Annotated in this window: 10 protein-coding genes; 1 reads left to right on the top strand and 9 read right to left on the bottom strand. The window is 67.3% G+C overall.

Going from position 1 to position 22,013, the window contains the following annotated elements:
* Nucleotides 1-72: 72 nt before the first annotated feature.
* The 4 genes from ACZYSP_RS32725 to ACZYSP_RS32710 all read right to left on the bottom strand — a co-directional run bounded on the left by ACZYSP_RS32725 (nucleotide 73) and on the right by ACZYSP_RS32710 (nucleotide 4,728).
* Complete coding sequence (locus tag ACZYSP_RS32725) at nucleotides 73-801, bottom strand: energy transducer TonB family protein (protein ID WP_489018730.1); 729 nt, start codon at nucleotides 799-801, stop codon at nucleotides 73-75.
* A 10-nt stretch (nucleotides 802-811) separates the two neighbouring features.
* Nucleotides 812-1,228 carry an ExbD/TolR family protein gene (locus ACZYSP_RS32720; protein ID WP_489018728.1) on the bottom strand — a complete coding sequence of 139 codons (417 nt, stop codon included), beginning with the start codon at nucleotides 1,226-1,228 and terminating at the stop codon, nucleotides 812-814.
* A 12-nt stretch (nucleotides 1,229-1,240) separates the two neighbouring features.
* Nucleotides 1,241-3,046 carry a DUF2341 domain-containing protein gene (locus ACZYSP_RS32715; RefSeq protein WP_489018726.1) on the bottom strand — a complete coding sequence of 602 codons (1,806 nt, stop codon included), beginning with the start codon at nucleotides 3,044-3,046 and terminating at the stop codon, nucleotides 1,241-1,243.
* Nucleotides 3,047-3,111: 65 nt separating this feature from the next.
* Nucleotides 3,112-4,728 (bottom strand): ShlB/FhaC/HecB family hemolysin secretion/activation protein, encoded by a 1,617-nt coding sequence (locus tag ACZYSP_RS32710; protein ID WP_489018724.1) that lies wholly within the window; start codon nucleotides 4,726-4,728, stop codon nucleotides 3,112-3,114.
* Nucleotides 4,729-4,989: 261 nt separating this feature from the next.
* Here ACZYSP_RS32710 and ACZYSP_RS32705 point away from each other — a divergent pair, with 261 nt between their 5' ends.
* Complete coding sequence (locus ACZYSP_RS32705; RefSeq protein WP_489018722.1) at nucleotides 4,990-5,340, top strand: hypothetical protein; 351 nt, start codon at nucleotides 4,990-4,992, stop codon at nucleotides 5,338-5,340.
* Between the two features lie 22 nt (nucleotides 5,341-5,362).
* On the opposite strand, the gene ACZYSP_RS32700 is transcribed toward ACZYSP_RS32705, so the two are convergent.
* The 5 genes from ACZYSP_RS32700 to ACZYSP_RS32680 all read right to left on the bottom strand — a co-directional run bounded on the left by ACZYSP_RS32700 (nucleotide 5,363) and on the right by ACZYSP_RS32680 (nucleotide 22,004).
* Nucleotides 5,363-6,004, bottom strand: a complete 642-nt coding sequence (locus ACZYSP_RS32700; protein ID WP_489018720.1) for an RNA polymerase sigma factor — start codon at nucleotides 6,002-6,004, stop codon at nucleotides 5,363-5,365.
* 87 nt (nucleotides 6,005-6,091) lie between these two features.
* Nucleotides 6,092-19,459 (bottom strand): filamentous hemagglutinin family protein, encoded by a 13,368-nt coding sequence (locus ACZYSP_RS32695; protein ID WP_489018718.1) that lies wholly within the window; start codon nucleotides 19,457-19,459, stop codon nucleotides 6,092-6,094.
* 297 nt (nucleotides 19,460-19,756) lie between these two features.
* The gene (locus ACZYSP_RS32690; RefSeq protein ID WP_489018716.1) at nucleotides 19,757-20,740 is read right to left on the bottom strand and encodes a FecR family protein; all 984 of its coding nucleotides are present in this window, start codon (nucleotides 20,738-20,740) and stop codon (nucleotides 19,757-19,759) included.
* Nucleotides 20,741-20,844: 104 nt separating this feature from the next.
* Nucleotides 20,845-21,357, bottom strand: coding sequence for an RNA polymerase sigma factor (locus ACZYSP_RS32685; protein WP_489018714.1), 513 nt, complete (start codon nucleotides 21,355-21,357; stop codon nucleotides 20,845-20,847).
* Nucleotides 21,354-22,004, bottom strand: coding sequence for a TonB C-terminal domain-containing protein (locus ACZYSP_RS32680; protein WP_489018712.1), 651 nt, complete (start codon nucleotides 22,002-22,004; stop codon nucleotides 21,354-21,356). Before ACZYSP_RS32680 ends, ACZYSP_RS32685 begins: the two co-directional genes overlap by 4 nt.
* Nucleotides 22,005-22,013 lie beyond the last annotated feature (9 nt).

Genomic DNA, 22,013 nt, shown 5'->3' with positions numbered 1-22,013 from the left:
GGTTCGCAGGATTGAATGGGACGGTCGGTGTGGCGGCGGCCTCGGCCCGAAGGCGCTGCGGGCGCTGCGTGCTCATGGCCGGCGCCCCCGCATGGACACGCGCATCGGAAAGCGCAGCGAGGCCGGCGGCTTCTCGTCGACGCGGTCCAGGCCGCGCAACAGCGCGAGCACCGCTTCGTCGATGTCCGGGGTGCCGGTGCCGCGCACCAGTTGCACCCGCGTGGTCTTGCCGTCGACGCCGAGCCACAGGTCGATCTGGATGTCGTCGAACACCAGCTGGCGGGTGCGCGGATCGCGCGACAGCGCCTGCTGCAGCAGGCTCGACACGTAGCGCGCGTACGAGCCACTGCCAAGGCCACCTCCGGCGCCCGTGCCGTTCATGCCGCCGCCGCTGCCGGCCTGGATGCCGAAGGCGTCGTTGCCGGCCTGCCCGGCGCTGTCCATGGTCACGGGGTCGCCCAGGTCCTTCGAGGGGCTGGGCGGGGTGTCGTCCTTCGGCGGCTCCAGGGGCTCGACCGGCTTGGGCTCGGGCTCGGCCACCGGCTTGATCTTTTCCGGCTCGGGCTCGGGGAGCTTCTCCGGCTCGGGCGGTGGCGGCGGTGGAGGCGGCAGCATCAGCATCGGTGCGTCGGCCACCACGCGCTTCGTGCTCGCGGTATCGCTCAGCAGATGCCACACCAGCGCCACCAGCGCGGCGGCAAGCACCAGGCCGATGACCCACCCGCCCCAGCGGCGCCACAGCCCAGCCTGCCTGCCCACGCGGCGCGCGGTGACGGCAGAAGTCGGGACGCGGGGGTTCACTCTGCGTTCCTCACTTCTGCTTGCCGGTCACGAGGCCGATCTGGTTCAGTTCGATGCGGCGCAGCAGGTCGAGCACGTCGATCACCTTCGCGTACTGCACGCTGGCATCGCCCCGCACGATCACGGGAAAGTCGGGCGAAAGGGCCTTCTCGGTGCGCAGGCGCTCCTCGAGCTCGGGCAGCGTGACCGGGTAGGCGTCGAGGAACACGTTGCCCGCGTTGTCGATGGTGATGGCCTTGGTCTTGGGCTTCTCCAGCGCCACCGAGGCGCTGGCCTTGGGCAGGTCGACCTTGATGCCGGGAATGCTGGCGTTGCTGGTGAGGATGAAGATCACCAGCACCACCAGCAGCACGTCGACGAAGGGCGTGATGTTGATGCCGCCCGCGCGCTTGCGGGTGCCGAACTTGGCTGCGGTGTTGTTTGCCATGGCGTGCCGCCCTCAAGCCCGCGCGCGAACGGCCATCGGGACCGAGCGGCCCTCGCCCTGCTCTTCCGCCAGGCGCGTGACGAACTCGTCCACGAACACCGCCATGTCGGCGCCGATGGCGTCGGAACGCGAGGCGAGCCAGTTGTAGCCGAACAGCGCGGGAATCGCGACGCCCAGGCCCGCGGCGGTACACAGCAGCGCGGCGGCCATGCCGGGCGCCACCGAGTTGATGTCCACCGCGCCGGCCATCGCCGCCACCACGAACACCAGCATGATCCCGATAACGGTGCCGAACAGGCCGACGTAGGGCGCGCCCTCGATGGTGGTCGAGAGCCAGTTCATGCGCTTGGACATGCGCTCGGTCTCGCGCACCATCACGCCGTCCATGGCGGCGCGGATGGCGCCGATGGTGGCGCTGGAAACGGCGCTCAGGTCGTAGCCGCGGTCATGGCGGCGGCGCATCTCGTCGATGGCCACTTCGTACAGGCGCCACAGCGACGAATCGGCACGCACCTCTTCCGGCACGGTGTTGTTCACGGCCAGGCGATCGAGCGACGCGCCGGCAGCTTCGCGAAAGTGCTCGATGAAGGCGGCGTTGGCGCGCGAGGTGGCGCCGTAGCTGCGGCCTTTGCCGATCATGATGGCCCACGACAGCACCATCATCAGGCCCAGCAGGCCGACGACGACCCAGGCGTCCAGCGGCATCGCGGCGAGGATGAAGCCGAAGTGGCTCTTGCCGGCCTGCTGCTCGTCGGCGCCGAAAGCGGTGAGGCGCGATTCGGCGCCTTGCGAGACGGCGTCGGCCAGCAGCAGCGCGTCGGCGCGCGCGACCTTCGACAGGCGCACTTCGTCGATGGCGCCGGTGAACGCCGCGAGGGTGGCGGCCGGTTGGGCGCCCTGTGCAACAGGTGCGGTGGCCGGTGCATCGGCGCCGAGCGCAGCGGCCGTGTTCAATGCCGGCAGCTTCGCCGCGAGCGACACGGTTGAACGGCCGCCGACGTGGAGCACCACCTTCTCGCCTTCGGCCTTCACCGCGATGTGCGACCACTGGCCGGCCTGGATCGGCTGGCCCGGCGCGCTGCGCTGGCCATTGACCTGAACGAAGGGCACGCCCTGGTCGATGCCGACCACGAGTTCACCGGCGCCGTCGCGGCGCGTGTAGATCGCCTGGCGCGCGCCGAGCTGGTCGGGCCTGACCCAAGCGGAGAAGGTGAGCGTGCCGCCGGCCTGCACGGCGAGCGACGGCGTGGCCGGCAGCATCAGCGCGCCGCTGCCCAGCTGCGCACCCCTGCCGATGACGGTGCCTTCGACGGGCACGGCCGAGGTCTGGCCGTTGTTGCCATAAGCCGTGGTGTCGCGCGGCGGCACGGCGCCTTCGGCGAAGTGATAGACCAGCGTGTAGTCGGGGTCGAAGCTGCGCTGGCCGTTGCCGGAAGCCGGCGCCTTCGGGTTGCCGTAGTACATCCACAGCTTCTGCGGCGTGCCGGCCGAGACATTGGGCACGTCGACCCAGATCAGTGCCATGCCCAGCAGCGGATCGAACTGCTCGATCTGGTGGTTCAGTACGGTCTTGTCGTCGGCCGCGATAAAGCGCAGGTCGGCGCCGGTTTCGCTCACGCCTTCGAACTTGAAGTTGCCCGTGTGCAGGCGCACCAGCACCGGCACGCGGCCGGCATCGCTGCCGATGGCGCCGGCCTGCGGACCGCCGTCGATGGTGATGGGTTTGCGGTAGGACCACTCGGCTTGCCACCAGGCATGGGCCAGGCCCGGCAGGAGTGTGCTCAGCAGTGTGAGAACGATGAAAAGAAGGCGTCGCATGACAGGGTTCTCCGAAAAGCTCGTAGAGAGAGAAAAAATGAAAGGAAAACTGGTAGCCGCGCCGCTCAGTAGTTCGCGGTGAGGCTGAAGTTCACGCGCGGGTCGTGCTTCTTCGTGCGCGGGCCGTCGGTGAGCGGGTAGCCGATGTCGACGCGACCCGCGAGGTACTGGCCAAGCTTGAAGGTAGTGCCCACGCCGACCGAGTACAGCGAGAAGCGGTCTTCCTGTTCGGGCAGCGGGCTCTTCAGGCGCAGCCGCGCCGCATCGGCGAAGGCGTACACGCGCCAGTTCTCGACCGCGCTGCCCAGAAAGGTCAGCGGCTGGCTGCGCAACTCGATCGAGCCCACCACGCCGTAGTCGCCGGTGGCCTCGGCAGAGAGATAGCCGCGCACCGAGTTCATGCCGCCGCCGGCGATCTGCTCGCTGGACACCAACGGCGAATCGGTCATCTGCCCGTTGAAACGGAAGGCAAACTGCGAGCCGCCGTCGAAGGTGTGCGTGCCGTTGAGGTCGGTCTTCAGCACCATGAAGCTGGGCGAGGCCTTGTAGCGCTTGTAGTCGAAGGCCTGCCAGTCGCTGCCGTACTTGAAGGAGCTGCTGGTGCCCACCACCAGCGAGATGCCCACGCCGTACTGGCTCTTCTCCGACTGGCGCAAGCCCGAGTACGACAGCGTGATCGGCGCGTACTTGAGCGGCACGGTGTCGCCGCTGCCCTTCAGCGTGAGTGCTTCCTTGTTGTTCTTGAAGTCGATACCGACGCTGAACGCGTGCCACCAGTTGCCGGTGTTGGGCACGGTGTAGGTCGCCTTCAGGCCGATCGAGTGGCCCTTGCCCAGCACGTCGGTGCCGCCCACGGTGGCCACGTTGCTGTCGGACGAGAGGGCATTGGCTTCCAGGCTCCAGTTGGTGCCCGGAAGTGGCGCGGCGTACGAAGCCGAGATCACCTTCGTCTGGCTCAGGTCCTGCGGCGCGCCAAAAAAGCTGATGGAGGCGCTGTGGCCCAGTTGCCAGAGGTTGTCGTGGCCTATCGATGCGGTGGCGCGCAGCTTGCGCGTGTCGGGGCTGTAGTCGTTGTTGATGCCGACGCTGGCGCGCCACGGGCTCGAGTCTTCGACCTTCAGGTCGACGTCCATGGTGCCCGGCATGCCGCCCTGGCGCACCAGCGGCATCACCTGGCGCTTGGGCCCGCGATTGAGCGCGGCGAGTTCAGACTGCGCCTTGTTGAAATTGGGCACGCCGCCTTCCTTCAGTGCCGGCACCTGGTCGCGCACGTCGAGCGGCGAGTTGTACTCGGCGCCCACCACGCGCACGCGGCCCACGCGCGTCTCGTTGACCTGCAGGAACACGACGCCCTGTGTCACCTGCTGCTCGGGCAGGTCGACGTAGACCGACTGGTAGCCCGCCGCCTGGTAGGCCGCGAGCAGCGCGTCGCGCGCGCCCTCCACGTCCTTCAGCGTGCGCTCGGGGCCGAGGAAGGGCGTGACCGCCTTCTCGATCGTGCGCGCGTCGAGCACGGTGTTGCCGCGCACGATGTATTCGGCGATGTCGACCTTGCGCGCGGCCTCGGCGGCGGCCGGCGCAGCAGGTGCGAGCGCCTGGGCGAAGGCTGCTCCCTGCGCGCCCATCGCCATCACTGCCAGCCACACCGCTCTCCAGCGCGACGGTGGACCGTTCTTCTTCATTTCATGCATTTACGGCTCGGTTCTCAAAGATGAAGCTCGCTTGGCAACTGCTCATGGTGGAGAGCCTTCATGTCGCTGCTGCGTACCCCTACCTAGACGCGCGGCGTGCACGGCGACTGCCGTTTGTCACTAAAACTTCATCAAGAAATCGGCCGTCGAAGCGCACGGCTCGCGACGGTCTTTCTTCCGACTTGCATGCGGCCTAGACTGCCGGGGTTCGCCGCCGCTTCGGCCGGGCGTTCTGCGTGATGGAGGTGGCAGATGCGTGTGGGTCTGATGATTGGCGTCGCGGCCCTGCTGGCGTGCGGTCCCTGGAGCGCCGCAGCGGCAGACGCTGCGGACAGCTGTGTGGAAGTTGCTGTCAACGGTGAGCGCGCGCCCTCCTATGACTGCCTCACGCAGAAGCTGCGTCCCCCGGTGCCGCCCCGTGGACCCGACGACGCGCAACCCGGCATGGCATCGGAAGCCATCACGCAGCGGCCCTCGAACCAGCTCGGCCTGTTCAATCGCGCGGCGACCGGACACCGCATGGGCAACACCTTCGGCACCTCGGTCTACCCGCAACGCCCTCCCCCGGTCGCACCGTCTTCACCGCTGATACCCAAGCCCTGAGCCTCGCGGGATCTTCATCGCATCACCGGGAAAGCGCCCCCGTTGCCACAGCGCTCCGGGCTTTTCTCACCCCGCCCTTCACCGACCGGCCGGCGAGCTCGGCGCAGTGGTCCAGTGCCTGGCGCAGGACTGTGTCCACGCGACGCAAGGTCAAATCGAAGCGAGTGGCGACCTCCTCTCGCGTGGCGTCCTCGATGCGCAGGGCGGCCAGGACGGATCGGTGGCGTCGTGGCAGGCGATGAAGTGCACGCTCTACAGCAGCGAGTTCGGAGCGCGCCTCTGCAATGGTGTCCGGGCCGGGGCCGAGATCCACGAAGTAGTCGAGTTCGGTATCGGCGCCATCCGCGTATTGCCAGGAACGGTTGCTGCGCATGCGGTCCATCGCCGCGTTGCAGGCAGTGCGATAGACATAGGCCTCAGGGCTCTGCACAGACGTGAAGACCGCCAGCTCGCCCAAGCGAAGCCAGGCGTCGTGCAAGCACTCGCTGGCCAGGTCGGAGCAACCCAGATGTCGTGCCAGGCGTTGCTGCAGGTGCACGTAGTTCGCGACGAGAAAGTCGCGCAGCAAGACGCCTGGGGAACCGCTCCCGGTCCTCTCTTCAACGGCCTCGCCATCCGCGTCCCCAGAAGGCACTGCGCAGGCCCAGGTGCTCATGTCCAACATGGAACCCTCCGTATCGAAAACGCTGGACAAATCCGTTCCCATTCAGTTTCTCGAGCGAGAAAACCGCGTGGGAACGAAGTCGAAGAATTACCTGGCCTTTCGCAGCTCACGCTGCTCGGCTTCGGAAAGTTTTGACATCACAGCGGGGTCGAACTGGTCGCCATGCGAGACGACCTGAACGAAGTTGTGCGCGTCGTAAGGAAACCGCGTGCTGCTTTGCAAGCCGCTTTTCGCGGGCTGCGAGGGCGCCTGCTCGCCACCCTGCGGCGGCGACTCGTTGCCGAACCCCAGCACCCGGACGGTGAAGACGGAGGGCAGGCTCTGGCGGGCCGCGGCGCGCTCTCGCTGCATCACATCCTGTGCGGCGGCAGCGGCCGAACTTGCTGCCGCGCTGGCATTCGTCAGCGCTCCCACATTCACCGCTGCAACCACCGGCAGCCCGCTGGACTTGCCCTGCACCTGGATGTTCTCGGCGTTCACCACATGCAGGGCGGCGATGTTGACGTTGCCCGACACCCGGATGCCAGCCTCGCCCGCGTCGATGGTGCCAAGGGGCGCGATCAGGTCGACGTCGCCGGGCGGCACTTCGGGCAGCGGGTTGAGCGTGGCAATGCCGGCGCCCGTGCTGGGCACATCGGGCGATATCTTCATGTTGCCGACATCGTCGTACACCTGCCGTGGCGGCGTGTAGACCACCGTGGTCTTGGAGCCGCGCCCGGCATTGATGTCGCCCTGGGCCGACCAGGCCAAAATGCTGCCGCCGAAGGTGGTCATGACGCGGCTCTGGCCCAGCAGGATGCTGCCCAGCGAATAGAGCTGGATGTCGCCCTCGCCACGCGTGATGAGACCCGCGGTGGAAGGCGGCGCGGCGCCTTCCACGCCATAGGTCTGCGCGCCACCCGGCGTGAGCACCTGAATGCCACCGCCAAGATTGGTATGGATGCCCGATCCGCCGTAGATCAGCAAGTCGCCTTGATAGCTGCCCCCATTGCCCTTGGCATCCTTGCCCGGAAACAGCGCCGCGATGGCATTGCGCCCACGCAGATAGCTGCCGGTACGCGGGCCGTCCACGGCGTTGTACTCGCGGCCGCCTTCGCGCAGTTCGGTGAAGAAGACCTGGCGCGCGAAGATGCGCTGCTGCTCGGGTGCCAGGGCATTGAAGTACGCCAGTGCCTGCCCGGTCGTGCCCTCGAAGCCATACCGCTCGGACAGCCATGCGGCCAGTTCGGCACCGTAGGTCTTGGCAACCTTGCCGGATTGATCGGCCAACGGCGTGCCGGTCGCGGCCAGATTCGCAGGATCGAGATACTGGCTCAGAAGACCCGTGTAGCTGGCGCCATGCGGCCCAAGGCCTGCCTGCACCACGATGCCGGCGCCGGGACGGCCGTCGCCTGCGGCCACGGGTCCGATGCTCGTGAGGTTGGCCCGGTCGTTCTGGATGAAGTTGCGGCCGGCGGAAATTTCCAGGGTGCCGGGGCCGGCCACATCGAAGTTGGCATAGAGGATGTCGCGGCCCGCCTCGATGACGGAGACGTCGTTCTTGTGCGTATGAACGATCAGATCGCCGGAAACCGTTGCACTCGAAGCGTCGCTCGTGAAGTCGCCGATTTCGGGCAAGGTGTCGTTGACGCGCGTACCCGAATAGACGATGTCTCGCCCGGCCTTCACGGCAATCGGCCCGGCGGCCACGTAGTCGACCTCGTTGGCACGAACGCCGGAAGCGGTGAACTTCACCACGGAGCCCGTTCGCAGGCCGACGATGTCGCCGTTGGCCGCGTAGAAGCGCGACGGGCCGGACGCGCTCTCGGACACGCCCACCCGGTCGCTCACGCTGTTCGCACCAAAGGCCATCAGAGGAAAGCGCCCGATATCCACCAGAGGGCCGCTGGCACTGACATTGCTGACCAGGCGGGCACTCGCCGCGTCGAATCCGGCGAAGGCCGGCTGCAGGACCGTCGCCATGACCGATGCATCCGCACCGGACGAACTGATGGCATAACCGCCGCCGTAGAGCGAATCGCCTGCAAGCAGTTCGATGCGACGACCGCCCAGCGGCGCGAGCAGCAGGCCGCCGGTATTCCACTGGTTCGCGCTGCCGGAAGCGTTGAGGTATGCGGCCGACTGGCCGTAGTAGATGCTGCCCGTGTTCGCGACGGCGCTGACATTGCCGGGCAGCAGGAACCAGCCTCCGTTGCTGGTGTAGTCCCAGTCGGCCACCAAGGGGTTGGCGATGCTTTCGCTGGCGCGGGTATCGAAGGCCAGATTGCCGCCGGCTGCCGACAGATTGACGGCCGTCTTGTCCGTCCAGAGGCTGAACCAGCTCTGCCCCATCTGTCCGTTGCCCGCGGTGGACGTGAATGCCGTCGTGTTGGGCGTGCCTACCAGACCCGGATCGCCCGTGCCTCCCAGCACCAGGTCGCCGCGGCTGGCGATGGTGGTGCCGGCGTCGCCGCCCATCAGCATCAGACCTCCGGTGGCCCGGGAGATGCTCGACGTATAGGGGTTCGATGCCCGAACCTCCTTGCCGTCCTGCGCCGCGCCGTAGAACAGCTCCATCGTTCCGATCTGGCCCGCGCTCATGGCGATTTCGCCACGCAGGTTGACGAGGCCGCCATACAGCTCTTGCGTCTGCGGAACGTCGCGACCGTTGGTTGTCAGACGGCCCGCCATGCTGCTGTTCCAGCCGCCCCCGATGCGCACGTCCAGGTCGCCGCCCCCCGTCAGGGCGAGGCCGCCATCCGAGAGAACCCGGCCGGTACCGCCAACGGCCAGCACCACCCCCTGGCTGCGCGCCGATTTGCTGCTCGGGCCGTTGATAGCCACGAGGTCCGTCGAGCGCGTGGTGATGACACCCGCATCGCCTCCGACACGGATGGTGGCGTCGCCCCCGCCCAGCGTGCCTATCCCGGTAAAGCCGGCGACAGTTGGCCAGTACAGCGGGTTCCCGGCGCCGTCCTTGCGCTCCTTGTAGGCATAGGTGCCGAAGTTGATCCACCACGCGGTGGGCACATCGTCCACGCCCGCGGTCTTGCCCGTCCCCTGCCGCCACAGCCAGTTGCCGACGCTGGAGCTGGCCCAGGGCAACTCCCCGCTGGCACTCCACGAATCGCCGGTGAGATTCCCGCCGACATCCACCCACAGGTTGCCGCCACGGTCCGGATACCATGCCTTGTACAAGCTGTCTGATCCCCTGACCAACTTCTCGTAGTCGGCCGCAGCGTCGCCGGCAACGGACCCCAGCACGGAGTTGCCCGCCAGCAGGCCGCGCGCCTGGTTGTAGCTGGCATCGAGCGCGGCATTGCCGAGGCTGGTCGGTGTCCCGGCCGTGTACACGCCATAAGGCGACAGCATCGAGAAGTTGCGGCCCGCCGAGATGTCCAGATCGCCCGTGCCGGTGCGCAGCACGCTGAAGATGGGCGCCTTGACGGTGTAGGTGAGCGGCAGATTGATCGTGGCGCCGTTGCCGGCCGGGAGCTCCCAGAAATTGCCTGGAAGACCGAAGTCGTCCCAGGAGAAGGCCTGGTAGAGGGTGATGATCTGAGGCTCGGTCTTGCCCACCAGTTCGCTCTTGGTGTTCATGCCGGGCGGAAGGCCACCGGCCACATTCACCACGGCGTCCACCCCCTGCGGCGTGAGCCCCAACAGGATGTTGCCGTTCGAGGGACTCCAGAAATCGGAGGGAAGACCGAAGTCGTCCCACGAGAAAGCCAGATAGAGGGCGATGATCTGGGCCTCCGTCTTGCCCACCAGTTCGCTCTTGCTATTGATGCCGCCGGGAAGGCCGCCGGCTGCAGCCACCACGGCATCCACGCCGTGCGAATTCAGGCCGATCAGGGTGCCGCCGCCCGCTTTCTGAACGGTGTAGTGGGCATCGGCCAGAACAATGTCGCCGGTGCGCAGGGCATTGCGCGTTCGCGCATCGGCTGCGCCGAGATCCGCTCCCGCTACCAGCCGCATGCTCCACGACTGCGAACCCTCCGGCAGCATCTGCGCCACCGCCCAGTTCTGCGCCTGGCGCCCCGTCGAATCCGCCGGCCGCAAGTTGACCGACTTGGCATCGTCGGTCAGCGCGATGTGGGTGCCGGAGGCAATCAACGCGCCCACCGGCAGCGTGAGCGCACCGGACTGCACCATGGCCACCGGCAGCGCCGCGCCCTTGGGCCAGGTCAGGCGCGCCAGTGTCACCGCCACAGGCAAGCGCGCACCGGCCAGCAGTTGTGCCCCGGTCGGCAGCAGGAGGCCATTGGCCCCCACCACGGTACCCGCCGCCAGCAGTACGCTGCCGTCGGCCGCGCGCACGTCCGCCGCCAGCACCGTGCCGGCGGGCAGCGTCAGCGCGCTGTCCAGCGTGACGGCGCCCGGCAGCACGGTGCCGGCCGGGAGCGTGACGTTCTTCGCCGTGATGGCGTAGTTCAGCGTCTTGCCCGCCGGGTAGGTGGTGCCCTCGGCCAGGGTGACGCCGGCCACCGGCACCACCACATCGCCGCCGAAGGCCTGCACGCCGGAGGTCAGGATCCAGCCGCCGTCGTCCGGCGTCGCTGGCGGCGGCGCGAAGCCGTCGTTGATGCTGCCGTAGATGGACAGGTCGCCCCCCGCACGCAGGGTCAGCATGCCCACCTCGCCGGAGCCGTAGACACCGGTTTTGGACGTGTTCGGATTCAGGCTGGCGTAGCGGTAGCCTGACAGGTCCAGGTCGCCTTGCACAACCAGGTCGCCGTCGGGCGTGGCACTGGCGATCTCGACCGCGGGCCGCAGGTGGAAGGCATCGCGGTACGCGGCATTGTTCAGGCCTGCCAGCTTGGTGCCGAGCAGGTTGCCGTTGACGAGCGCCCCGTCGATGAATCTCGTGGCCTCGTCGTGCTTGGCATTCAGGTACGCCTGGTCGATGACCTGATACGGGCGGTCGCTGGCCGCCGCATCGCTGCCATAGGGCGCGTCGCTGTACCGCTGTCGCCCGTACACGGCGATCGACCTGGCGCCCTGGATGTTCACCGTGCCGCGGGCATCGATGGCGATGTCGCCGTAGGTGGCCGCGTCGGCATCGAGCACACCGCCGCCGCTGCCCAGCCGGGCCGCATAGAGATCCAGCGTGCCGCGGTTTCGGCCGTCGCCGCCGGCCGACCCGGTGCCGTGGCGCAGGTCGATGCGCACGCCATCGGCCAGCGTCAAGGTGCCGGTGCCGGCATCCAGTTCCACCATGGCCCGGTTGGGGCTGTCGATGATCTTGCCGCGGCTGTCCACGCGCAGCACCGTGCCGTGCGCGTCGAGCACCGCGTTGTTCGCCAGGGTCAGGCCGTTGGCGGCCGCAAGGCGGATGCTTCCGACCTGTTCGCCGCTGGCGTCGATGGTGCCGGCCACGTCCAGGTGGCCCTTGTCCAGCGAGACGTTGATCTCGCGGGCCTTGAGCTCATTGCCGATGCGCAGGTCGCCCTGCTTGAACTGGAAGCTGCGCTCGCCCAGGAAGCCGCCCTCGTTGAGCCGGGTGTTGAAGGCCGCGAACTGATCGGTCAGCGTGCCGCCGCTGCCCAGGTACTGGGCCCGGATGTTCACGCCGCCCGCGCGGTAAGGCACCAGCGTGCCGCCGGCATCGTAGTGGCCGCTGGCGCTGCCTCGCAGCGTGCCCTGCAGGTCCACGCGGCCCGCGCCATCTGCCAACGCAATGGCGCTCAGCAGGCCCGCGTTGTTGTTGCTGGCGGAGATGTCGATGGTCGAACCCGCCGCCTGGGCGATGTTGCCCGATGTGCTGCGCAGCGTGACGTCGCCGCCCCACGAATAGCGGCTGACATCGTGCATCACGACCTCGCGGCCGGCCAGATCCAGCCAGGCCGCATCGCCCAAAGTGATGTCTCCATCGGCGGTGACAGTGAGCTTGCCGCTGGGCAATGCCACCGTGGTGTCGACCCGCACGGTGCTGCCGGTCAGGTTCAGTTCGGCGCCCGTCTGCACGCCGGCCGCCAGGCTTGTGGCGCCGGCATTTGCCGCGCCGCCTGCCGGCGCCAGCACCTGCAGCGTGCCGCCGGCCGTGATGCTGTTGACCGAGCCGCCCGCCCCCGTGACCAGCGGCGCCGTCAGCACCAGATTGCCGCCCTGGTAGCGCAGGCCATCCGCGTCGGCCAGCTGCGACTGATAGACCGACAGAGCCCCCTTGTGATTGGCGGTGATGCGCTCTTTGGCGGACAACTGCACATCGGCAAAGCCGAGGATGGTGCGGCCGAAGTTGTCGATGCCGGTGGGCTGCGCGGTGGCGTCGTAGCCGAACTCGATCACGTCGGCATTGACCATCAGCTTGCCGGCGCCGGTGCCGCGCCCACCGATGATGGGTGCCGGTGCATCGTTGCCCAGCCCCGCCCAGGTGAGCTTGCCAGTGGTGATGGTGGCGACATCGCCCGCCGCCCCCTGGCCATAGATGGCCGGGGTGGACAGCACCAGGTTGTCCAGCGACGACCTGCCGGTGGCGGCATTGGTGGTGTCCAGGCTGACGTTGCCGAAGAAGTTGACCGACTCGGCGGCCGTGAGCACCAGCCGTTCCAGTGCAGGCGCGCCGTAGGCGGTGTCGCCGCGCAGCAGGCGGTCGAGCACGGTCTGGTTCAGGGTCAGACCACGGGTCAGCGCGCCGCGCTCCGCCGCAGCGGCCAGGTCTTCGTTGCTGCCGGCATTGACCGCGCCCACCGCCAGCACGAGATTGCGGGTGCCATAGCGCACGCTGTCGCTCAGCTCGAAATCGCGCCGCGTGGCGGCCAGCAGCGTGCCTTCGGAATACAGCTCGGTCGTGCCCGTGCAGGTGATGCCGCAAGCGCCGATGGCGATGGAGCCCGCCCCTTGCATCGGCGACTGATCTGCCTGGGGCGGCAGCATGTTCAGCCATCCGTTGGATGCCGCCATCACGGCAACCGGACCGGGCCGATAGATATAGCCGTTGGTCGAATCGAAGGGCACCCTGCCCGTCCCGATGGTGTTGATGCCCGCACCGGTCTCGACGGTGATGCCGCCGTCGGGGTTGCCTGCAATCAGGAACACTTCGGGCGCCTTCAGGATGGCACCTTCGCGCAGGACGATCCTGCCCGTCTGCCCCGCGATATCGACGTAGTTGCTGAGGTTTGCACCATTGGCCTGCGCGCCATAGGTCGACGACAGGCTGCCTCCCACAATCATCCGGGCGGCCCCGATGGCATTGAGATCCCTGGCATGAAGCGACAGACCGTTGAAGTCCGCTGTCGGCGATGCGCCGCTGCCCAGTAATTCGATCGCGCCCTCCCCGACGCTGGCGCTGCTGGTCATGATGCTGGCCGTGCCGCCGTAGCCATTCTTGCCAGGGGTGAAGTCGGCCATCCCGTTGAAGCTGAAGGAGCTCTCGGCCGACGAGGGCAAGAGGAAGATCAGATTCTTGGCGTCGGCAGGGAGCATGGCGCGGACGGTGCCGGCCAGCGCCGCCTGCTGAAGCACGAAGTCCGAGTAGCCGGTTTCGTTGTACTGGGAATAGCTGCGCAGCACGCTCGCCGGCGTGACGATGAGCTGGCTCGACAGGCTGTCGGCCATGCCGGTATTGGCGGTACCCAGCGTGCCCGCCGTGGTGTAGGAGCCGTTGCGCATCGCAAGCGCGCGGCTGGAAGCCAGCCCCGTTGCGGCCCCGTTGATCTCGACGCGGAATGCGCCCGGCAGCAACGCGTAGTTGGAGGGCAGCAAGGTGTAGGTGCCTGCGGCCAGACCCGGGATGTCGTTCGCGCCGATGGTGATCTGCTGGCCGATCCGGGGATCGACGGCTCCGCCGCCATCGGCAGGGGCATACGCCGAGGCATAGCCCGGCACGATGGCGTAGACCGGATTGCTTCCCAGCCCCGGGAGCGTGAAGCCTTTGCGACCGACCTGCATCAACGGGTACATCCGCGCATCGGTGGAGCCGCCACGACCGGAGACGAAGCCGGCGCCGCGCAGCTCACCACCACCCGACAGGTCCAGCACCGCGTGGTCTTCCACCGCGGTGTTTCGGGCGGATATCGAGATCGTCCCGGCACCATCCACACCGCGCAGCGATACGGGCGTGCCGCGATAGGTGTAGTTCACGCCATCGGAGGTGCCACCGTAAGGCATCGTCAGGCCGTCGGCGCTGACGGAGGTCAGGCTGCCCGAGGCCACCCTCACCGAAGTGGTTTCGCCGACCGCCACACCGGTGAGGTCCGTGCCCAGCGCGATCGAACCCAGTGGTGCGCGCAGCACACCGTTCTGCTCGATGTGGGCCGCGCCGAGGATGAGACCGCCGAACACCGAGTAAGGCAGTGCGGGTTCCGCAGCGTGCGCGTCGTAGCGCTCGATGACCAGACGGCCGTCCGGACGGTAGGTGTTGCTGTCGGCCCGGCCCGCCAGCACGCGTGCCGAAGTACCCGTGGCCGGATACACCTGCGCTGCGCGCAGCAGGACGTCGCCCGTGGTGCTGAGCTCGGCACCGAAGGAAGCGCCCTGCAGCATGGGCGCGCCTCGCACGAAGCGAAGATCGCCTTCGCTGGCCAGCTCGAGCTGGCCGAAACCGGCCCGCTCCACCAGCGAAGTGCCCACGGTGTCGTTCAGGCCCAGCGTCACTGCCCCCTTCACGTCGATGAGCTTGCCCTGCGCTGTCAACACCGCGGTGGAGTCCAGGGTGCTCACGCCGCCCTGGTAGGAAGGGCGCACATAGTCGTCTTTCCGCGCCGCGTTGTCGGCGATGCCGGCCAGCAGCACGTAGGGGGCGGACAGCGACACATGGATACTGGGATCGATGCCGCTCGATACGGCCAGTGCACCCGAATAGATGCGCAGTTCCTTGTCCATGGCGAGATTCAGGTCGCCGCCGAAACTCACCAGGCCGTTGCTGTACAGGGTCAGCGAAGAAAAGCCGCCGCCCTGCACCTGGTTCGCGGCCAATGCGGCTCGACCGTGCTTGAGTCCTGCCGCATCGGACGCGCCCGATGTGCGCTGCTGGACGAGCGTCAGTTCGCGCGCTGCCAGCACCGCATCGTCCACGGTGGCGCCCGACGTCTTGTAGTTGGGCGCTTCCAGTGCCACCGCGAGGCTGCCGCCTGCGGCGCCCGCCCCGCCTGCATGGGCTCGCAGGCTGCCATCCAGATAAAGGCCGCTGGCCGAGGCAATCTGGATGCTGCCGCCATTGCTGGCGACGGTCTTCGTGCCCGTGCCGTCGACATTCAACTGCGCAGACCCGCCCGAAGCATCCAGCAGTGCGCCTTCCCGAATCACCACGAAAGCATCCGAGGCGATGGCACGGCTTCCGGACTCCTGCATGGTGCCGCCGACGACGATGCTTCCCCCGTCGGTCAGTACGCCATAGGGACGGCCTCGCGCGTCCGATGCGACGGCAGATGCCGCCGAGGCATCGAGCACGGCATGTTCGCCCAGCAGGATGGTGCGCGTGTTGGCTGAGCCGTCGGCCAAGCTGCCACCTTCGGCCAATGTCTGGTCGACCACACTGCTCTGGGGTCCCAGCAGGCTGATGCGCCCGCCTTTGGCCTGCAGCAGACCGTTGACCATCAGATTGCCCCGGCTGGACAGGGCAATGGACTGGCCGGGGTCCACGCGCACGCTGGCCCCTTCGCCCATATACAGGTTGCCGCTGTCGCCCACACTGCCCTGCTCGTTCGCGACCCCTCCCGCCAGCGACAGCCCCGCCCCGCGACGCTGGTTCAGCGTGCGGGTTGCGGGATTTTCCTGATACAGCTCGGGCAGCCAGGGCTGGAGCAGATCCTTGATGCCGACGCCCGCCGACAGCACGGACGCATCTGCCTGGAGCACCGGCATCTTCACGTCCAGGGAGACGCCGTCGGGCACCACCAAGCCGTTGTGGGCTCGCACGTTGTACTGTGAGAAACCACTCTGGAACAACCCGGTCGACAGCGCCGTCGTCTTCGCCACCTCGGCAGGTCGCAGCAACTGCGTACCGGCTGCCAGGCGCGTTCCGGACGACACCGTGAAATCGGCGGGTGCGATCTCTCCGGTGGAGACGATGGCGGTCATGGGCGTCTTCAGCTGAATCCCGTTGGGAAAGACACGCGGGTCCACCACATATCCCGCAAAGTAAAGGCCTGATGAACCAGAGAATCGGACAGTGGTTCCAGCCGGAATGACAATGCTTCCAGGCGGTGTGAAGCTGGATAGACGCCACACTTGTCCATCCTGGCTTACCACGTTATTGATCGAGAAAGGGCTTGAGCCGGGCGGTGGCAGCGGCACCACCCAATCGGCCCCCAGCGTGTACCAAACGTCGGTTGCGGGCGTTCCACCGGGCAGCCTTTGTCCAGGCGAAGCAGTGAGTGTTTGGTATGAGTAATCGACGGGCAATACCTCCCCCGCCCTGACCTGATAGTCCTTCAGCAGAATCAAATCCGCCAGGGCCGATTCACCAGCCCCCAGGACTCCATCCGTCTGCACCACCTTCCCACCGATGGAGATGGCACTCGCCGACTCGATCTCGAGCGTGCCGCCGCCCTTGACGCCATAGCCCCGGATATCGCCATCCAGCGTCAGTACCGCCGTGGCATTGCCTCCACCTGCACTCACAAGGCCCGAGCCCAGTTGCACGGAACCGCCCGTGCCGCCGGTAATGCTTCCGTCGGCCCGCACCGCCGCGCCCGAGGACACGTCGATCAGCGAACCGCGTGCCAGCGTCACGCTCTCCGTCGAACGGATACTGACCGTGCCGCCGTCGATGTACGCGAGGCCGCCCGGCTCGCTGCCTTGCTGCCGCAGATCGATCGCCCGACCGGTGGCATCGAGAGTGACGCCTTCGTGCACCCAGACACCGCCTTCGGTGCCGTCCGGAATACCGATGCGGACATCCCCGACAGGATTGCCCGTGCTGGCTTGAGGCTGCCTGAGCACATTGCCAAGGCGAATGGTGCCGCTGTGCGCGGTCAGGCCGGCAGTCAGGTCCACCACTGGTGCAAACAGCACGATCTCGCCGCCGTCGGCAACCTGCAACACGTTGCGGCCCCCGATGTCCTTCCTGGCCGCAATGCGCACGGCCCCAAGACCGGAGGCGCTCAGGCTCCCAGCATCCAGCACCAGGGTGCCCTGGCGCTCGGTCGACACCGCATCGGACAGCTGCAGGCCATCGGCAATGCTCTGCGTGATCTCGCCCAGCGTCACGCTGTCGATCAGGGGCGTCAGGCTGTAGCGCAGCAGGCGGGTGTTCGCGTCGTAGACGGGACGGTACTGGCCGATGACGAGCTGGCCATTGCGCGGCGCTGCATTCTGCGATTGGTAGTAACCGTCAAGGTCCGCCCGTGCGGCCTGGGTTTGCTGCGGCCCCTGGTAGGTGTCGCCAACGATCGCGCCCTCGAGCACCGCGCTGGTGGTGGCCACCACCAGCTTGCCCGCATCGCGGCCTACCGTGTAGCCGTTTTCCAGCCGGCTCTGCGGTCCGATCAGCGGGTTGTAGAAGTACCCCGTGGTGTTCTTGCCCCAACGCGCGTGCAGGTCTTCGAAGCCCCGGTACAGCCCCGTGTACATCAGGTCACCCGGCGCCCTGGACACTTCGTGCAGTTGCCCGTCGCTGCCTTTGAGCCAACTCTGCCGGATGATGCCGGTGGCCACGTCCAGCGTGCCGCCCGACAGGTTGATGCTGGAGCCGGAACGGGTCACCAGATCGCCGCCCGACACCGTGACGGTGCCGCCCTGGGCCATCCACTCGCCCACCGTGTGGCCGCTGGTCGCCAGATAGCCGCTGACTTCCAGCAGGCCGCCTTCCGTGTACCAGCGGTCCGTGGCGTAGCCGTTGGTGCCGGCCGGCACCAGGACCAGCCTGCGCCGGTCCACCCACAGGTTCAGGCTGTTGAGATTCTTGGTGTCGCGATTGATCGGTGCATCGCGCTGTTCGTTGCCCTGCGTGTCGATCAGGACGTTGTTGCTCTCCATCGACACCTTGACGCCCACGGCGCCCGAGACGTCCAGTTGGGCGCCAGGCGCAATGAGCGTGCGCCTCGGCGCGGACACCGCAATCTCGCCACCGGTGGCCAGGGTCATCGAGGCACCCTGGAATTCCACGGTGCTGCCGCTGACGATCTCGATGCGCGAGAGGTCGCGGCGATCCACGATGGCGCTGAGGTTGTCGAACACGCCGGTGACGTTGTTGCCGGCGGCGCTGCCGAGGCCCTGGAGCGCGGCATCGCGCTGGCTGTCCAGCGCCGTGGCACTGCCGGCTTCGAGCAGCACGGCCGTGGTGCCGCCCTGGGCCAGGGTGACCGTGCCGCTGTCGTCGCTGGCTCGGTTGGAAAGATGGATGGTGCCGCGCTTGGCTGTCGAGGTGGTGGCAACGACCACGCCCGCCTGGGTTACCGCATGGCCGGTCAGGGTGATATCGCCGGTGGGGGCCATGATCAGGCCGGTGTTGACGACGGTGCCCGAGGCGCTGCCTGCATTGCGCGAGGCCGAGACCTCATTGCCTGCGGTGGTCGAACCCAGGTTGGCCTCCGTCCCCACGCCCTTGCGGATGGTGAAGTTGTCGCCGGCGGCCAGCACGGTCTGGCCCGAGGGGGTGCTGATCTGCCCGGCGTTGCGCACTTCGCCGCCCAGCAGCAGCACGTAGCCTCCACCCTGGGTGACCGATCCGGGCGCATGGGTGGCGATCTGCGCGCCAGCCTTCACCTCGACCTTGCCGAGCGCATCGGTGAAGCTCGGCGTCGTGTCGTTGGCGTAGATGCCGCGGTTGCGGAATTGATCGTCCGTGATCGTGGCCGCGGCGGCCACGAGGTTGCGCGTGTTGACCTGGCTGGCGCCCGAGAACACCACGCCGTTGCGGTTGGCGATGAGCACCGTGCCGTCGGCCTTGATCTGCCCCTGGATCTGCGAGGGGCGTGCGCCAGGATCGTTCACGCGGTTGAGCACCGCCCAGTCGGCCTGCTGCTTGAAATCGACTGTGGTGTTGCGCCCCACGTTGAAGGTCTCCCAGTTCAGGATGGCCTTGTCGCCGGTCTGCTGGATGGAAACGTTCGTGCGGCCATCGGCCTGCGACTGCACAGGCCTGTTGGCGTTGTGCCAGCCGGCAGTGAGACTGTTCGTGTCGATCTTCAGGCCGCCGTCGGCCATGCCATCCGGAACCGACGGGTCGTTCGCTGCGGCCCGGCGCGCCGCGGCCTGGGCCGCCTGCTGCACCGCAATGGCCTGGGCTGCGACGTTGAGGTTATTGATGGAGCGCTGCAGTTGCTCGTTGGCACGCTGCTGTTGGGCTTGCGGACTGGTCAGCGTCGAGGCGGGTGTGCCGTTGGGCAGCATGCCCGTCGCGCTCGCGGTGCTCTGGATCGCGCCCTTGTTGGCATACCAGGCCGGACTGAAGGCGCGCTGCGCATGCGCATGGCCGAGCACCCCGCCGGTGGCCACCATCACGGCAATGGCGCGCGCCAGCGGCGCCAGCCGGAACACGGCATGCTTCGTGTTTGTTGGTCGGTTCGTTTCGATGCGCCCGCGTGTGCTCATTGGAGTTCCTGCCGAAATAGGTGTCGAAGTCGAACCCCGCCGCACACATGTTTGCGTGTGCCCGATCCGGAATGCTCAGCCCTCCAAAGGCGTGTGCGGGTCACGATCGACGACTGTTTTTTTTAGACGTATGCCAGTCGGCGGACCCGCAGTAAAAAAGTACAAATACTTTCCCCGTCTTCGCCCCGCGTGGCTTCGGGGAAACATGCGCAGCAAGATCGGCACGATGCCTGCAAGCGCGGTCGCATCGTCATGCCACGGTCACATCGGCAGACCTCTGTCTGCACCGAAAGCAGATCAGCTCAGGACGAGCACGCCCGCGGGAAATGTTCGCGCACCAAGATCGAAGCTGTACTGGATCTGCAGCAGCGCGGTCTCGATCTCCGCGATCTTGATGCGCGCAGTGACGGTCTTGGTGCGCTGCGCGTCCCCGACCAACACCACGCGCCCCGGGCGGTAACGGTTGATCTCTCCCACGACGACGGGCAGCGGCGTCTGCTTGAACACCAGTTCGCCCTGGCGCCAGGACGAGACGCTGTCCGGATCGACGGCCGCGATATCGCTGATGGCCCGGCCGTCGTACACGGCAAGCTGCCGCGCCTGCAGCAGGCGCTTCCCCGCCGGGTGCTCGATGCTCACCCTGCCGCGCAGGCAGGTGACGCAAATGCGTTCATCGACATACCGGACTTCGAAATCCGCCGCTTCGGCAACGACCCGCCCCAAGCCCGCCACCACACGGAAAGGCTGCGCATCTTCGCGGACCTGCAGCGCCGCTTCGCCCTCCAGCAGCTCCACACCGACCATCCGTCCCTGGTCGCTGACCCGGCGCAGGCTGGTACGGGTGTTCATTGCCACGGTCACGCGGTCGTCCAGCGAGACCTCGCGCTGCTCGCCCACGGCTGTGCGGTAGTCGGCCCCCCACTGCCCGGCATCGGGCCAGAACCCCAACGGCGAATAGGCAGCGACACCTGCAACCGCCGCCCCGCTGACCGCAACACCCAGAAAGGCGCGCCGGCCGACGCGAGGTTGATGCAGGGTCTTGCGGTGATAGCGCGCCGCGTCTGCATGGGTGGCAAGCACGCTGCCGCTGACGGACTCCAGCAATCGCCATTGACGCGTTGCCTCCTGGAACGCCGCCAGATGGGCCGCATTGGCATCGCGCCAGCGCTTGAATGCCTGCGCCTCCCACGCGCTGACCTGGCCGGACGTGAGCTTGCGCACCCACGCCTGTGCATCCTTGAGCACATCGGGCAGGTTGTTGCAGTCATCGGGTTGGGTCATCGGCTCGCTCTCAAGATTCTTTGCAAAAGTCTCGCGATGCCTACTAGACGGATATCGACCCGCAAACCCGCTGAAAAATTTCGCGCATCCGTCATGAAAGCCTGCTATCGGTGCAACAGACGGGCAGCGCAGTATTCCTGAGCGGCCTTGAGTTCGCTTTCCACGGTGCGCAGCGACACCCCCAGGCGCTTGGCGACATCGCGCTGCGGCCAATGCTCCCACCGCACAAGAATCAGGATTTCGCGGCGGCGCGCCGGCATCTCGCTGACCACGGCCTTGAGAGCCTCCAGCTCCGAGCGGGATTCGACGATCTGCGCCGGGCCCGGCGCGGGGTCCGCAATGACGTCCATCAACTCTTGCACATCCTCGGCCGCCAGCATCCGGCTCTGGCTGCGCCGCACATCGATTGCGATGTTGACCCCCATGCGGACCAGGTAGGCCTGAGGATTGGCAACCGGTCCGGCAATGCGGCTGTCCCTCTGCAAGCGCAGCCAGATTTCGTGCAGGGTGTCGCCCGCCAACTCGGAACTGCCCAGATGGATGGAGAGGCTGTGCTTGATCTGCGCGTAGCGCTGGGTCAGGACGCTGCGCAGCATGGGCAAGACGTCGTCGATCATGGTGCTGCCCCGCTCTTCCCGCAGGCTCGCCCCGCAAGCCTGTCCCTCGGCAGGATGATCAGCATCAGCGGCTGCCTGAGATCCATGGGCGGCGACTGATCCAGCGCCAGCCCGTTCAACGCAGCAAGCATGGCCCGGTCGCGCCCCGCGTCGCCGGTTGAACCGAGCAGGCGTGCATCCGTCAGGCGACCGGCCGGGTCGATGTTCAGCCGAATCGATGCACGGTAGTTTCCGGGCTCCGTGCGCGGATCGGCGCACAACGCCTCCCAGACGCGGGCCTGCACCAGTCCGTCGTAGCGTCGGTCCAGGCCGGGCTCTGCAATGGCAGCCGCGGTTGCGTCCGATAGCTGCCTGAGCACGAAGGTGCCTTTCAATTGACCACCGCGGCCATCAGCCATCAAGCCGGTTCCCGTGAGAAGCGTTGCCAAGGCGGCCTGCGGAACGTATCGGCCCTTGACCGGTGCCGACATGCGCCCCTCCACCAATGCGTCGCTGAACAGAACAGTCTGGTCCGCAAGAACCGCGTAGCGCTCCAGCGCCGAAGCCAGCGGCTGGCCGGGGATGTCGAAGTCGAGAAGCTCCTGCTGGACCGAAGCTGCGGCAGGCGCTGGATCGCTCGTCGTCGCCAGTGCGGGTTCCAGCGCCATCCACAGTAC

The sequence above is a fragment of the Variovorax sp. F042 genome, assembly GCF_057814215.1.
This window is presented reverse-complemented; position numbering and strand designations above follow the sequence as displayed.

What these genes read in the sequence shown, in the direction of transcription:
- ACZYSP_RS32710 (WP_489018724.1), bottom strand. Translation starts at nt 4,728, where the DNA reads ATGAAGAAGAACGGTCCACCGTCGCGCTGGAGAGCGGTGTGGCTGGCA.
- ACZYSP_RS32685 (WP_489018714.1), bottom strand. Translation starts at nt 21,357, where the DNA reads ATGATCGACGACGTCTTGCCCATGCTGCGCAGCGTCCTGACCCAGCGC.
- ACZYSP_RS32695 (WP_489018718.1), bottom strand. Translation starts at nt 19,459, where the DNA reads ATGAGCACACGCGGGCGCATCGAAACGAACCGACCAACAAACACGAAG.
- ACZYSP_RS32705 (WP_489018722.1), top strand. Translation starts at nt 4,990, where the DNA reads ATGCGTGTGGGTCTGATGATTGGCGTCGCGGCCCTGCTGGCGTGCGGT.
- ACZYSP_RS32680 (WP_489018712.1), bottom strand. Translation starts at nt 22,004, where the DNA reads ATGGCGCTGGAACCCGCACTGGCGACGACGAGCGATCCAGCGCCTGCC.
- ACZYSP_RS32720 (WP_489018728.1), bottom strand. Translation starts at nt 1,228, where the DNA reads ATGGCAAACAACACCGCAGCCAAGTTCGGCACCCGCAAGCGCGCGGGC.
- ACZYSP_RS32700 (WP_489018720.1), bottom strand. Translation starts at nt 6,004, where the DNA reads ATGTTGGACATGAGCACCTGGGCCTGCGCAGTGCCTTCTGGGGACGCG.
- ACZYSP_RS32715 (WP_489018726.1), bottom strand. Translation starts at nt 3,046, where the DNA reads ATGCGACGCCTTCTTTTCATCGTTCTCACACTGCTGAGCACACTCCTG.
- ACZYSP_RS32690 (WP_489018716.1), bottom strand. Translation starts at nt 20,740, where the DNA reads ATGACCCAACCCGATGACTGCAACAACCTGCCCGATGTGCTCAAGGAT.